At 37.3% G+C, this 13,988-nt stretch carries 14 protein-coding genes; 5 read left to right on the forward strand and 9 right to left on the reverse strand.

Annotated elements, in window-relative coordinates; genetic code table 11:
- Positions 1 to 21 precede the first annotated feature (21 nt).
- Complete coding sequence (locus tag ACKGJN_RS12705) at positions 22 to 687, forward strand: uracil-DNA glycosylase (RefSeq protein WP_409539916.1); 666 nt, start codon at positions 22 to 24, stop codon at positions 685 to 687.
- An 11-nt stretch (positions 688 to 698) separates the two neighbouring features.
- Here the strand turns inward: ACKGJN_RS12705 and ACKGJN_RS12710 are convergent, their stop codons facing one another.
- From ACKGJN_RS12710 to ACKGJN_RS12735, 6 genes are all read right to left on the reverse strand, one after another.
- The gene (locus tag ACKGJN_RS12710; protein WP_409539917.1) at positions 699 to 1,280 is read right to left on the reverse strand and encodes a hypothetical protein; all 582 of its coding nucleotides are present in this window, start codon (positions 1,278 to 1,280) and stop codon (positions 699 to 701) included.
- 26 nt (positions 1,281 to 1,306) lie between these two features.
- A complete protein-coding gene (locus ACKGJN_RS12715; RefSeq protein ID WP_409539918.1) occupies positions 1,307 to 2,158 on the reverse strand; it encodes a substrate-binding domain-containing protein in 852 nt (283 codons plus the stop codon).
- A gap of 70 nt (positions 2,159 to 2,228) precedes the next feature.
- On the reverse strand, positions 2,229 to 3,095 hold the full coding sequence (locus ACKGJN_RS12720) for a nucleoside phosphorylase (RefSeq protein WP_409539919.1): 867 nt from the start codon (positions 3,093 to 3,095) through the stop codon (positions 2,229 to 2,231).
- A gap of 1 nt (position 3,096) precedes the next feature.
- Positions 3,097 to 4,026, reverse strand: a complete 930-nt coding sequence (locus tag ACKGJN_RS12725) for a DUF1835 domain-containing protein (protein WP_409539920.1) — start codon at positions 4,024 to 4,026, stop codon at positions 3,097 to 3,099.
- Positions 4,027 to 4,054: 28 nt separating this feature from the next.
- The gene (locus tag ACKGJN_RS12730) at positions 4,055 to 4,408 is read right to left on the reverse strand and encodes a translation initiation factor (RefSeq protein ID WP_409539921.1); all 354 of its coding nucleotides are present in this window, start codon (positions 4,406 to 4,408) and stop codon (positions 4,055 to 4,057) included.
- A gap of 3 nt (positions 4,409 to 4,411) precedes the next feature.
- On the reverse strand, positions 4,412 to 5,362 hold the full coding sequence (locus tag ACKGJN_RS12735) for an isopenicillin N synthase family dioxygenase (RefSeq protein ID WP_409539922.1): 951 nt from the start codon (positions 5,360 to 5,362) through the stop codon (positions 4,412 to 4,414).
- A gap of 129 nt (positions 5,363 to 5,491) precedes the next feature.
- Between ACKGJN_RS12735 and ACKGJN_RS12740 the strand changes: the two genes are divergently transcribed.
- Positions 5,492 to 7,498 carry an alpha-ketoacid dehydrogenase subunit alpha/beta gene (locus ACKGJN_RS12740; RefSeq protein WP_409539923.1) on the forward strand — a complete coding sequence of 669 codons (2,007 nt, stop codon included), beginning with the start codon at positions 5,492 to 5,494 and terminating at the stop codon, positions 7,496 to 7,498.
- Between the two features lie 213 nt (positions 7,499 to 7,711).
- Positions 7,712 to 8,407 carry a (d)CMP kinase gene (gene cmk, locus ACKGJN_RS12745; RefSeq protein ID WP_409539924.1) on the forward strand — a complete coding sequence of 232 codons (696 nt, stop codon included), beginning with the start codon at positions 7,712 to 7,714 and terminating at the stop codon, positions 8,405 to 8,407.
- On the opposite strand, the gene ACKGJN_RS12750 is transcribed toward cmk, so the two are convergent.
- On the reverse strand, positions 8,404 to 8,862 hold the full coding sequence (locus tag ACKGJN_RS12750; RefSeq protein ID WP_409539925.1) for a Gmad2 immunoglobulin-like domain-containing protein: 459 nt from the start codon (positions 8,860 to 8,862) through the stop codon (positions 8,404 to 8,406). The genes cmk and ACKGJN_RS12750 overlap by 4 nt on opposite strands.
- A 241-nt stretch (positions 8,863 to 9,103) precedes the next feature.
- Here ACKGJN_RS12750 and rpsA point away from each other — a divergent pair, with 241 nt between their 5' ends.
- The gene (gene rpsA / locus ACKGJN_RS12755) at positions 9,104 to 10,939 is read left to right on the forward strand and encodes a 30S ribosomal protein S1 (protein WP_409539926.1); all 1,836 of its coding nucleotides are present in this window, start codon (positions 9,104 to 9,106) and stop codon (positions 10,937 to 10,939) included.
- Between the two features lie 232 nt (positions 10,940 to 11,171).
- Here rpsA and ACKGJN_RS12760 read toward each other — a convergent pair whose 3' ends face one another.
- Positions 11,172 to 12,119 carry an aldo/keto reductase gene (locus ACKGJN_RS12760; RefSeq protein WP_409539927.1) on the reverse strand — a complete coding sequence of 316 codons (948 nt, stop codon included), beginning with the start codon at positions 12,117 to 12,119 and terminating at the stop codon, positions 11,172 to 11,174.
- Positions 12,120 to 12,192: 73 nt separating this feature from the next.
- The gene (gene xerD, locus ACKGJN_RS12765) at positions 12,193 to 13,095 is read right to left on the reverse strand and encodes a site-specific tyrosine recombinase XerD (protein WP_409539928.1); all 903 of its coding nucleotides are present in this window, start codon (positions 13,093 to 13,095) and stop codon (positions 12,193 to 12,195) included.
- A 113-nt stretch (positions 13,096 to 13,208) separates the two neighbouring features.
- Here xerD and ACKGJN_RS12770 point away from each other — a divergent pair, with 113 nt between their 5' ends.
- On the forward strand, positions 13,209 to 13,838 hold the full coding sequence (locus ACKGJN_RS12770; protein ID WP_409539929.1) for a porin family protein: 630 nt from the start codon (positions 13,209 to 13,211) through the stop codon (positions 13,836 to 13,838).
- Positions 13,839 to 13,988: the final 150 nt, after the last annotated feature.

The following is a 13,988-nucleotide window of genomic DNA, read 5'->3' on the forward strand; positions in this document are numbered from 1 at the left end:
TGCAAATTTACTTAAATAATAATGAAGGTCAATATTCATAAGGGTTGGAATAAAGTTTTAAAAAGCGAATTAGAAAAACCCTATTTTCAGGATTTAGTCGAATTTGTGAATGAGGAATATCAGGAAAATAAATGTTTCCCTGAAAAAGATTCCATTTTCGAAGCTTTTAATCGCGCAACCTTTGAAAATGTTAAGGTCGTTATCCTCGGGCAGGATCCCTATCATGGACCAAATCAAGCTCACGGACTTAGTTTTTCTGTTTTTGAGGAGGCAAAAATCCCGCCATCCTTAAAAAACATTTTTAAAGAAATTGAAGCCGATCTTGGACGTCATTCAGCCATCAACGGTAACCTGGAACATTGGGCAGATCAGGGAGTATTAATGCTCAATGCAGTACTCACCGTAAGGGCTCATGAAGCAGGATCTCACAAAAAAAAGGGATGGGAAAAATTTACAGACAGGGTGATCGAGATTATTTCCGAAGAAAAGGAGGGAGTGGTTTTTATGCTTTGGGGAGGTCCAGCAAAAAAAAAAGCAGCCAAAATTGACTGCTCTAAACATCTTGTACTCAACAGTGGTCATCCTTCTCCTTTAAGTGCAATTAGGGGTCATTGGTTTGGAAATAAACATTTCAGCAAAACAAATCAATATTTAATAGAACACGGAAAATCACCAATCCGTTGGTAAATGACTTAATCTTAAAATCTGTAACCCAGATTTACTCCAAACTGCCCTATAATTGTTGGTGATTCTGAATTGAATAAATTTCGCCCAATTCCTGCATTAAGATCAAGGAGAAACCCTTGTTTGGCAACAAATTTTCCGCCTAAACCAAAACCAACCGCCAAATCTGTAAAGTTTTCTGTTACGCTTTGATAAATACCGTCGAAGTTATAAAAGGACTTATCATTTTCTCCGGTGGAGATCATTGTAAGTCCATTTACGTAGAAACCCCAGGCTGTACGTTCGCTAAAAAAGTATTTAAATTTACCGGTTAGGGAGAAATTTTTCCTGTAAGCTTCAGCAATATCCTCATTATCCCGGTTTAATGCTAAAATAAAAGCTTCTACTGCCCAACTCGTATTTGGGGTTATAATTCTTTCATAAGCGACATCCAAAGCTCCAAAGGCTACCAGGTTTAAGGCTCCTATGCTAACTTCATTTTTAGTGATATCCCTATGGTATATGGGTTCTTGTTTTGGTTCTGTTTGGACTTCAGGTTCCTGAGAAAAAACTGTAAAGGAAAAAAATAGAAATAAACATGTAGTAATTTTTTGCATATTTTAAAATTTGAGTGAATTTGAGATTAAACTGAATGAAAAATATCTTTATAAGCTAATTTTTTTGCTATCAAATCAAGGTCTAAAAGACTATTTTGGACTTTTTCCAATTCTTCTTTGGTAAATTCATACTGGCTCCAAGCGGTAACATCCAGCCAGGTTTTAATATCTCTTAATTTTTGACCATATCTTTTTGCCAATATCTCCACAATATCAGGAATTTCTTTAAAACTGGTCGTTTTTGCGTTGATAACATCAAGCATTGTTCTTAATTCAAGGGGTTTGGTCCTTATAACTTCATCTGAAGCGGCAATCATAAAGCATGGCCAGGGAGTAGGGCAGTCTGCAACTCTTCTAAAAACACCTCTGTCAACTAAAGGTTTTGTTGTAAAATGTTCCCACAAAAAATATTGAGCAGTATCCAGCTTGAGTGCATTAACAGCACCTTCAATAGTCCCAACCACCTCAAACTCAAGTTTGGAAAGATCCCAACCTTGATTTTTTGCATTCACATAGGCCATCAACTGAGAGCCGGAGCCTGGACGGCTTATCGCTGCTTTTGTATGTTCAAGTTCCTCCAGGGAAGTATATTTTGAATCTTCCGATACATGAATTCCCCAAATAAGTGGAGATTCTACATAAGTCTGGATAATTTTTGAAGGATTTCCATCATGAATATCTTTTACGATTCCTTCGGTTAAAATAATGGCTATGTCGATTTCATTGTTTCGCAAGGCTGCATTCATAGCACCGGTACCACTTGGAAAATCCTTCCAGGTTACATCAAGATGCTCATAGCTAAAATCACCTTCCTCCAGACATAAATGCCAGGGCAGGTTAAAATGTTCGGGTACTCCACCAATTCTTAATGCTTGCATCTGCTGTGTTTTTCTTTAAAAATACGAAGTTCGTAAGTGAAGAAAATTAATTTTCTGTTAAATAAAAAATTTAAGCTACTATGCGCTTTAATGCCAATTGAATAAGGCTATCCACTGTTTTCTTAGGATTTTTACTGAATTCTTTTGTGACCCGATTGGCCACCATGGCGTTCAGGGAAACCGCTCGGTGACCCATAAGTTTTGAAAGCCCATAAATTGCAGAAGTTTCCATTTCCAGATTGGTGATTTTTTTTCCTGAAAAATTAAAACTATTCAGTTTTTCATTGAGTTGAGCATCCTTTAATTTAAGGCGTAAAACCCGTCCCTGAGGCCCATAGAATCCACAATTTGTCAAAGTAACTCCGCGATGAAATTCTTCTTTAAATTTTGAAGAAAGTTCCTTATCCGCATTAACTACATAGGGATCTGGATTTTCTTTTGGCCAATTCATGTGTTTAGCCAGAGATTCAGAGAATTCCTTATCCAGAATTTGATTGCAGTCATAGAAATGAAGCAGGGCATCAAAACCAATGGCAGATTCAGAAAGCACAAACGAATCCAGTGGAATTTCTTCCTGAATAGATCCCGATGTTCCAATCCGGATAATATCCAGAGTAGTTAGGTCCTTTTTTACAGAACGGGTCTTAAAATCTATATTGACCAGGGCATCCAGTTCATTTAAAACGATGTCTATATTATCTGTTCCAATTCCTGTAGAGATCACGGTAATCCTTTTTCCCTGGTAGGTTCCGGTTTGAGTATGAAATTCCCTCTTTTGGATTTTAAATTCTATCTTGTCAAAATATCTGGTAACGGCGTTTACTCTATCAGGATCGCCTACAGTAATCACAGTATTTGCAAGATGTTTCGGTAAAAGATTTAAATGATAAACACTACCATCACTGTTTTGTATAAATTCTGAAGCAGACAAAGTCATATTATAATTTTAAGATATTATGGGTTTCTGCATCATATAAGAAATCAAATATTTTCGCTCCCCCCAGATATTCTTCATTTTTTAAAACCCTGTAAAAATTTCGGGTACCTTCTAATGCTTCTTCCCCTTCAGGAGTTAATTCAATTTTATCCTCTCCAGTTTTATAAAATATTTTAAGTTTATCGAGCACCCTTTGCATTTGCCTGTCCCAATAACCATAATAACCCTGGTATTCCAGAGAATATCCCAACAATTGATTCATCGATGTGATCGTATTGGTGGCAATAAGCTTAAGGATGTTCTTTTCAAGGGAGTTCAATCCTGTTTGGGAATTAGGGAAACGTTCAATGTGGGCGCGAAGACAGCCCGACAGGTATTCAAAATTGGTTTTTTCCTTGATTAGCTTTTTTAATTTCTGAGGATTGTTTTCATTGTATAATTGCCATAACAAACTAGCCGTTTCCAGATCACCCTGCGAAAGAGCAATACGGTTGTCATAATGTTTTTCAAGATCTTTTAACGGGAGCTGTGAAAGTACGGTTTGTTCTTTTTCCCCCTTAAGTTTTTTGCTGCATACCAAATAAACCGGAACCTTTAAATGGTTTTCCATCAAGTGATTTATTGCCGCCAACATGTTAATATGCGAAAAAAGGTCAAATTCAAACCAAAGTACCACTTCTTCATAAGTATTATAGAAAGTAAGTTTCTTTAATTCTTTTAAAAACTGCTTTTCATAATCTTCAGGAGAGATTTGGTAATTCTCCTTTAGAAATTTAGTGCGCAATGCAATAAATTTCTGAGAGCCTAATTCAGAGACCGTAGGTCCTTCACAAAGCATTTCCCTCCATATCACTGTTTCTCCTTCAATCTTGAGATCGAGAAAATGTTGGGCCAGATCATCTCCACTAATGATATGCAATTGTTTCGCCATATAAAGAAATTAAATTGTTCAATTAGAATTAACCTCCAACCCGTTTTACTTTGTATCCCTCTTGTTTAAGAAGTTGCATAACTTTTTCCCGCACATCTCCCTGAATTATAATTTCTCCGTCTTTTACAGATCCGCCAACTCCACATTTTTTTTTAAGTTGTTTTCCAAGTTGGGTTAAAACTTCATCTGCTCCCTTGAATCCTTTTACAACGGTAACTATCTTTCCGCCCCGGCCTTTATTGCTGTAATGAGCTTCTAAGTGCTGGTTTTCAGGCGTGGGTGTTTCAATAGAATTTAAATCATCCGGATCAACTTCAAAATTTTCATCGGTGGAAAAAACAAAGCCGCCAAGATCTTCCAATCCTAACTTTTTTTTGGCCATAATTTATTTTTTTATAAGCCCTATTTCTACAAGACGCTGATGTAAAAATTCTCCCGCGGTAATGTCTTCGTAGTGTTTAGGATTTTCTTCACTTATACATTCTTCCAGACAATTAAGGGGCATTTCGCTTCTTGGATGCATGAAAAAAGGAATGGAATACCGGGGTTTGTCCCAATCTTCTTTAGGTGGATTGATCACTTTATGAATGGTAGAACGCAATTTATTATTGGTAAGCCGTTCCAGCATATCCCCAACATTTATAACAAGTTCATCATCTTTAGGAATTGCATCTATCCATTGACCGTCTTTTCGTAAAACCTGTAAACCTCCTGTGGAAGCACCCATTAACAAAGTGATAAGATTAATGTCTCCATGAGCTCCTGCACGTTCTGCACCCTGTGGTTCTTCTTTTATGGGAGGATAGTGAATAGGTCTTAAAATACTGTTCCCATTACTTGCCCAGTGATTAAAATAATGTTCATCCAACCCGATATAAAGCGCTAAAGCCCTCAATACATAAATTCCTGTTTTCTCAAGCATTCTGTATGCTTCCATACCGGTATGATTGAAATCCTTTAATTCTTCAACCTGAACATTTTTTGGATATTCTTCAATCAATTCAGCATCTGCGGTGGGTTTCTGGCCAAAGTGCCAGAATTCCTTAAGATCACCTTCTTTTTTACCTTTTGCATGCTCTTTTCCAAAAGAGATATAACCTCTTTGACCGCCGAGGCCTTCAATTTCATATTTTCTTTTTATTTCCAGGGGAAGCTCAAAAAAGGCTTTTACTTCCTTATAAAGTTCTTCTACCAACTGGTCGCTTAAAAAATGATTTTTAAGGGAAACAAAGCCTATCTCTTCGTAGGCCTTCCCAATTTCATTTACAAATTTTTTCTTGCGTTTTGGATCATCAGATAGGAAATCTGACAAATCTACGCTGGGTATATTATTCATAGCCATTTTATGGTGTTTTTGTCTAAGTCTTCCTACAAAGTTAAATAAAATATATGGAGTTTAGATTTTTGATCCTACTTATGCTGATGGTATTAAAATTAATTACTTTTGTTTAACAAATCCAAATAGATGAATTTTCAATCCCCACTGACTTCCAAGCTTTTGTTTAATAAACAAAACCATTCCAACGAGACCTTATTAAGCCTGTACCGGGCTATGCTGAAACCCCGGCTTATCGAGGAAAAAATGCTTATTCTATTGCGACAGGGAAAAATCTCAAAATGGTTTAGCGGAATAGGTCAGGAAGCTATTTCAATAGGTGTAACACTCTCTATGCATCAGGATGAATACATTTTGCCAATGCACCGTAATTTAGGCGTTTTTACAGCCAGAGAAATACCACTATATAGATTGTTTTCGCAATGGCAGGGAAAAGCATCGGGCTTTACTAAAGGCAGGGATCGCAGCTTCCATTTTGGAACTCAGGAATTCAAAATAATAGGAATGATCTCTCACCTGGGCCCGCAATTAGGCGTTGCAGATGGAATTGCTTTAGCGCATAAATTAAAAAAGGAAAATAAAGTTACCGCCGTATTTACGGGAGAAGGTGGCACCAGTGAAGGGGATTTTCACGAAGCCCTTAATATTGCTTCTGTTTGGGATCTTCCTGTTTTGTTTTGTGTAGAAAATAACGGATATGGACTTTCCACCCCTACAAATGAACAGTACCGCTGCGAAAATATCGTGGATCGCGGTATAGGGTACGGGATGGAAGCGCATCAAATTGATGGAAATAATATAATGGAGGTCTTTTCAAAGGTTTCGGCTTTAGCCGAAAGCATGCGGACTAATCCCCGGCCAATATTGCTGGAATTTAAAACTTTTAGAATGCGCGGCCATGAGGAAGCCAGTGGAACTAAATATGTTCCCGAAGATCTTATGAAGGAATGGGCTTTAAAAGATCCAATCAACAACTTTAAATCCTTTCTCCTGGAGGAGAGAATACTTTCCGAAGAAACAGAGAATGAATACCGCAGCGCTATAAAAAAGGAAATAGACGAAAATCTTCATCTTGCATTTGAAGAGCCAGTCATTACTTCTCCTGAAATAAATGAATTAAATGATGTATATAAATCATTTGATTACGAGCATTTTGAGGAAAATAAAGAAGTTGAAAATATTAGATTTATAGATGCGATTTCCCAGGGCTTGAAACAGTCTATGCGAAAGCATAACGATCTTGTTTTAATGGGTCAGGACATTGCAGATTACGGTGGTGTTTTCAAAATCACCGAAGGTTTTCTGGAGGAATTCGGAAAAGACAGGGTTCGAAATACACCAATTTGTGAATCTGGAATCGTGGAGGCCGCGATGGGGCTTTCCATAAACGGGATGAAGGCAATGGTAGAAATGCAGTTTGCAGATTTTGTAACCTCCGGATTCAATCCTGTTGTGAATTATCTGGCTAAATCTCATTACCGCTGGAATCAGTCTGCCGATGTTGTAATTAGAATGCCTTGTGGAGCCGGAATTGGAGCTGGTCCATTTCACAGTCAGACCAATGAAGCCTGGTTTACCAAGACCCCGGGATTAAAAGTGGTGTATCCTGCATTTCCTTATGATGCAAAAGGGCTTTTAAACACAGCGATCAATGATCCAAATCCGGTGTTGTTTTTCGAGCATAAGGCCTTATACAGAACCATCAGGCAGGATGTACCTACAGATTATTACACCATTCCATTTGGAAAAGCAGCCTTATTAAAAGAAGGAGAGCAGGTGAGCATTATTACCTACGGAGCACCGGTTCATTGGGTTCTTGAAACCCTTGAAGCATTTCCTGAACTAAATGTGGACCTGATAGACCTGAGAAGTTTAAAACCCCTAGATGAGGATAGTATTTTCAATTCGGTAAAGAAAACAGGGAGGGTACTTCTTATCACGGAAGATTCTGTTTTTGGAAGTGTAATTTCAGATATTTCTGCAATGATCAATGAAAAATGCTTTGAATATCTGGATGCTCCGGTAATGCGACTGGGAAGTATGGAAACACCAATTCCTTTTGCCGCAAATCTTGAAAATCAATACCTTATGAAAAACAGGATACACGATAAATTAATGGAACTATTGGCCTATTAGTTATTTTTATTGGGCTATACTGGGATTGGAGTTGTTCTGCAGATGATAGAAATTAGCTGTCTAAAAACAGATTTACCTAAAAAATAATTACTTTTGGCCATTATATGTAATGCATACACCACTCTAAACTACTATTCTTTAAAAAAGCTGTTTTTTATGATTTTGCTTTTACCTGAAACCAGGGATAGGAAATAATAACCTGAAAAATTTTTCATGACCAAAAAGATCACAATTGCCATAGATGGATTTTCATCCACCGGAAAAAGTACCGTTGCCAAGCAATTGGCTAAGGAATTAGGGTACGTATATGTAGACACCGGTGCGATGTACAGGGCTGTTACCCTATATGCCATGAATAATTCTATGATCACAGAATATTCTTTTGACAGGGAGGCATTGATCGAAAGATTACCTTCAGTAGATCTAAAATTTATATTTGATGAAAATTTAGGTTTTGCAGCAATTTATTTGAAGGGAGAAAATGTAGAAGAGCAAATCCGAAAGATGGATGTTTCCACTCATGTGAGTACGGTAGCATCGGTTTCTGAAGTTCGTGAGAAACTGGTTTCCCTTCAAAAAAGAATGGGAGAGGAAAAAGGGATTGTCATGGATGGCCGCGATATAGGAACCGTGGTTTTTCCAAATGCTGAATTAAAAATCTTTATGACAGCTTCTCCGGAAGAAAGAGCAGGGCGAAGGTTTAAGGAATTGGAGGAAAAAGGTGAAAAGGTAAGTTATGAGGAGGTTTTAAAAAATGTGGTAGACAGGGATTTAATGGATACCACCCGGGAGGATTCCCCACTGGTTATGGCTGAAGATTCTATAGAAATAGACAATTCCTTTCTAACTAAGGAAGAGCAGTTTAAAATTATAAAAGAACTGGCAGAAGAGGTTATAAGCCAGGGCTAGTTCTGAGTACGGAATTTTACCGGGATCGTATCACTCATTTCATGTTCTTTAAGGCCTGAAGCATTTGCTTTATGTAAGACCAGAAATCCGTTTTTTGTTGCAGGTTTTTCAAAGGTCATAATCCCGGAGAATGGCACCCAATCTTCGGTCATCCATTCACCAATAGCGGTTGTGTTGGTCTCGGAAATTTTTTGCAGATTCCCGTCCAGGAGCTCTGCCATTGCTTCAGCTTCAAAGAACCAGTAACCTCGGGCCACTCCGGTTATTTCCAGTGGACTAGTGATCAATTGTTCCGGCACTGGATTTTCAACTCTTAAAAGGTCATTTAGGGTATCCCTGGAATTTTCGGTTTTCTGCTGAATTTCAGGAATCGGAGGAGTAGGGTTCATGGATTTTTCTTCTTTACAGGATATTGTAAAAATTGCAATCAGTATCAAGGAGTATATTTTTAGCATAGTATCTAATCTTGAAGGAATTACGATATTGAAGATAGCAAAAAGTTAACTCTTCAGGAAAAATAAATCAAAAGGGCTTAAGTATTTGAAAGTTAAAATATAAGTTGTATTTTTGCACTCCTTTTCGGCGAAATAATGGAAAAAAGAAAAGGGTTGAAAATCAAAACAATAATCTCTTTTATGTTTTTTATTGCCTTAATTTTTTCCGAAGAAGCATAGAATACAAATAGTATTATCAGCAATGGCTGAAGAAACAAAAAATCAAGAAGTTCAGGATTCTGAAAACTCTGAAGTTCAAACAAAAGCGGCTCCGTCGCCTCAGCAGGAAAACCCTGAAAAATTCTTAGAAGATTTTAACTGGCACAACTACGAAGAAGGAATTGATCCTGTAGATGACCAGAAATTGGTAGAATTTGAGAAGCTGGTTGCCGAGAATTTCGTAGACACACTGGATGATGAAGTTACCACTGGTAGAGTTATCAATATTACAGATCGTGATGCGATTATTGACATTAACGCAAAAAGTGAAGGGGTAATTTCCCTGAATGAATTTCGTTACAACCCGGATCTTAAAGTAGGGGATGAGGTAGAAGTATTAATTGATGTACGTGAAGACGCTACCGGTCAATTGATTCTTTCTCACCGTAAAGCCCGTGTGATTATGGCCTGGGATCGTGTGAACAAAGCACATGACGAAAGCTTAATAGTAAATGGTTTTGTAAAGTGCCGTACCAAAGGAGGTATGATCGTAGATGTATTTGGAATTGAGGCTTTCTTGCCAGGATCTCAAATAGATGTGAAACCAATCAGGGATTATGATGCTTATGTTGGTAAAACAATGGAATTCAAAGTTGTGAAAATCAACCATGAATTTAAAAACGTTGTAGTATCGCATAAAGCACTTATCGAAGCTGATATCGAAGAGCAGAAAAAAGAAATCATTGGTCAGTTAGAAAAAGGTCAGGTACTTGAAGGTACTGTTAAAAATATCACTTCTTACGGTGTGTTTGTTGATCTTGGTGGTGTAGATGGACTTGTTCATATTACAGACCTTAGCTGGTCTCGTATCAATCATCCTAATGAGATCGTGGAACTGGATCAAAAACTAAATGTTGTAATTCTTGACTTCGATGAAGCTAAAACAAGAATTCAATTAGGATTGAAACAATTGCACAAACATCCATGGGAAGCTTTAGATGAAAACTTAAAAGTTGGTGATAAAGTAAAAGGTAAAGTTGTTGTGATCGCAGATTACGGTGCTTTTATTGAAGTTGCTGAAGGTGTTGAAGGTCTTATCCACGTTTCTGAAATGTCCTGGAGCACGCACTTGCGTTCTGCACAGGATTTCGTGAAAGTAGGGGATGAGGTTGAAGCACAAATCTTAACTTTGGATCGTGAAGACCGTAAAATGTCTCTTGGAATTAAGCAATTAACTCCAGATCCATGGACAGATATCACTTCTAAATATCCTGTAGGTTCTAAACACACAGGAATTGTAAGAAACTTTACAAACTTTGGTGTATTCGTAGAATTGGAAGAAGGAATTGACGGACTTATTTATATCTCTGATCTTTCATGGACCAAGAAAATCAAACATCCTTCTGAATTTACCAATGTAGGTGATAAATTAGATGTTGTAGTATTGGAATTGGATGTTGAAGGACGTAAACTTAGTTTAGGTCACAAACAAACCGAAGCCAATCCTTGGGATAAATATGAAACTGAATTTGCTGTTGGAACAACCCATACCGCAGAAATTTCTGAAATAGTAGACAAAGGAGCGACTATCGACTTTAATGAAGATATCACTGCTTTTGTTCCTACCCGTCACCTTGAGAAAGAAGATGGTAAGAAATTAAGCCAGGGTGAATCTGCAGAATTTCAGATCATCGAGTTCAATAAAGAATTCAAACGTGTGGTAGCATCTCATACTGCTATTTTTAGAGAAGAAGAACAACAAATTGTGAAGCAAGCCGCCAAAAAAGCTGCCGCAACACAAAGCACTGACAAAACCACTATTGGTGATGTTAATGCAGATCTTCAGGCTTTAAAAGACAAAATGGAAGGAAAAAGCTAAATTGCTTTTTTACCGGTTCAACCGGATATTATAATTAAAAAACCTCTCCGGATTTCCGGAGAGGTTTTTCGTTATAATATAATCAGCCTGAATGATTCGGGCAGGCCTCGGGAAAACTATCTGCCGTCAGGCAGGTTAAACACTCAAGGAGGGGTAAACAAAAATTATCGGGATATTAAAATCCCGATAATTTTAAACAGTTTTAATCTGGTATCACCGTATGCCTTTTAAGCTACTCATCATAAATGTTTTCATAGCTATTCCCTTTCGTTACAAAGAATTCCCCGGTAACATATCTAAAATTTCTGTCTAAACCTGTGATTTTATTGAGATCATCTTCATTTAAATTCACTCCGGTACTTTGAATATTCTCTATGATCCGGTCTCTATGAACCGATTTTGGAATTACCGCAGTACCCCGCAAAATATTCCATTTAATAAGCACCTGCGCAGGGGAAGCACCATGCTTTTTTGCGATTTTATTGATCATTTTATCTTCCAGTAAGGAAGGCTCATTTGCAGCTTTCATTGCCTTGTTTCTGTCACTGCTGCCAAGGGGAGAATAAGCCGTCAGATGAATGTTATGCTTACTGCAAAATTCGAGCATCTCATTTTGTTGTAAATAAGGATGTAATTCTATTTGGTTCATCTCCGGAATCTCATTGGTTTCTTCGATAAGATCTTCCAGCTTTGGAATGCTAAAATTTGACACCCCTGCATTCCGTATCATATTAAGCGATTTTGCTTCCAGCATCATTTTCCAGGTTTCACCAATAGGAGCCTTATCAAGAGAAAGGTAATCCTCGTCTTTCTCCGGAAAAGCAACGCCTGGTTTAAATGCTACCGGCCAGTGAATAAGATATAGGTCCAGGTAATTCAATTGAAGATCCTTTAAAGTTTTTTCAAGCGCAGGAATTACATCCTGCTTTAAATGGGAGTCATTCCAAAGTTTTGAAGTGATCCATAGATCTTCCCGTTTCACTTTCCCTTCTTCAAAGATTTCAGCCAGTGCCTGCCCAATTTCAGCTTCATTTCCATAAGTTGCGGCACAATCTATATGCCTGTATCCGTTTTCTATAGCGATCTTAACCGCTTTTCCAACTTCTCCTTTTTCCGATTTCCAGGTTCCAAGGCCAATAACTGGCATTTTATCACCATTTTTAAAACTTAAAACTTTCATGTAAATTAATTTTCCTTTAAGATACTATGGATGAATTTCATTAAAAAATAAAGGGGATGTTTTTAGCACAAGTTTAGTAATTCCGACGGGGATGGAACCTTGAAATCACCTTTTGGAGGTGGCTTTTATCCACGTGCATGTAAATTTCGGTAGTTGTGATGCTTTCGTGGCCCAGCATCTGTTGAATAGCCCTAAGATCGGCTCCATTCTCAAGTAAATGGGTAGCAAAAGAGTGACGAAATGTATGCGGACTTATATTCTTCTGAAAATTTGCTGCTTTGGAAAGATTTTTAACGATCGTAAAGATCATCGCCCGGGTAAGCATATTCCCTCTTCGGTTTAAAAATAGTATATCTGAAGCATTTTTTTTAACAGGAACTTCTCCCCTTGAATTTTCAAGATATTGAGAAATAAGATCTTGTGTTACATCACCAATTGGCACAAAACGTTGCTTGTCACCTTTTCCTGTCACTTTGATAAATCCTTCTTTAAAATAGAGATCTGATATTCTTAAATTAATCAACTCAGAAACCCGTAAGCCACATCCATAAAGGGTTTCAAGGATAGCCTTGTTCCGTTCCCCCTCCTTTTTTTTCAGGTTGATAACATCTATAAGCTCATCAATTTCTGCAATGGAGAGCGTATCAGGTAGCTTTTGGCCAATTTTTGGGGTTTCTATAAGTTCCATAGGATTGCTTTCCCTGTATCCTTCAAAAACCATATAATTAAAAAAACTTTTCAATCCTGAAATAATCCTGGATTGGGATCGTGCATTTAAAACTTTGGCAACTTCATATATAAAATGCTGAAGGGTTTCTACCGAAATTTTGGTAGGGGAAACAACTATTGAATTGGCCTCTAAATAGTTGATAAGTTTTGAAATATCCAAGGAATAATTACTGACGGAATTCCCGGAAAGTCCTCGTTCTAGCATTAGGTAATTTTTAAAATCTTTTTGAGCTTGTTGCCAGGTCATACTGAAAGTTATTAACAATTTTCAAGATCAGTATTAGTAATACTTTATGCTTGCATAACATTTTCTTAACAAATGTAAGCCTAATTTTGATCCCGAACTTAAAAACATAAGAAATGAAAAAGTCAATTTTTGTTATAGCTATTGGTTTATTTGGTTTTACTCAAATGAATGCTCAGGAGTATGTCGTTTTTGGAGCGAAAGGTGGAGTTAACTTTTCAACCTTTTCAGGCGATGGGTCAAACGCCTTTAATGATCCTAATGGAAGAACCTCTTTTAATTTAGGTCTTTTGGCAGAAATACCGGTTAGCGATAGATTCTCAGTGCAGCCTGAAGTTCTCTATTCCGGACAGGGATATGATATTTCAGAAAGAGATAATGGTAATGATATTGAATATCAATTGGATTACATCAATATCCCGGTTTTTGCTAAATTTTATGTAACTGATGGCCTTGCGCTGGAAGCAGGACCACAGGTTGGATTTTTAGTAAACAGTGAAATTGATTATAATCCTTCAAGTACGAATGATAATAATTCAATTTCTTTGAGTGAAGATCAATTCAATACTGTAGATTTTAGTGTTGCTTTAGGAGCTTCCTACAAATTTCAAGGTGGCTTTTTTGTTAACGGAAGGTACAATATTGGTTTAACCGATATTTATGATGATAGTTTTAGCAACAATATTTTTTCCGGAACAGATGCAAAACATTCTGTTGTTCAGGCAGGAATAGGATTTATGTTTTAATCCCAGCAATGGGTTTAACTCCTGGAAGGTTAGCCTGTCCCTATCGCGGGTTTTCATCCAGGTTGATTATAGCTTAAAGCATGTAAGCGGAAACCTAAAGGTTTCCGCTTTTTTTATACGGGAAAACCCTTAATTTCCTGTAATTCAATA

Origin of the sequence: Gillisia xinjiangensis (genome assembly GCF_046298265.1) — a bacterium.
In the GTDB taxonomy this organism is placed as follows: domain Bacteria; phylum Bacteroidota; class Bacteroidia; order Flavobacteriales; family Flavobacteriaceae; genus Gillisia; species Gillisia xinjiangensis.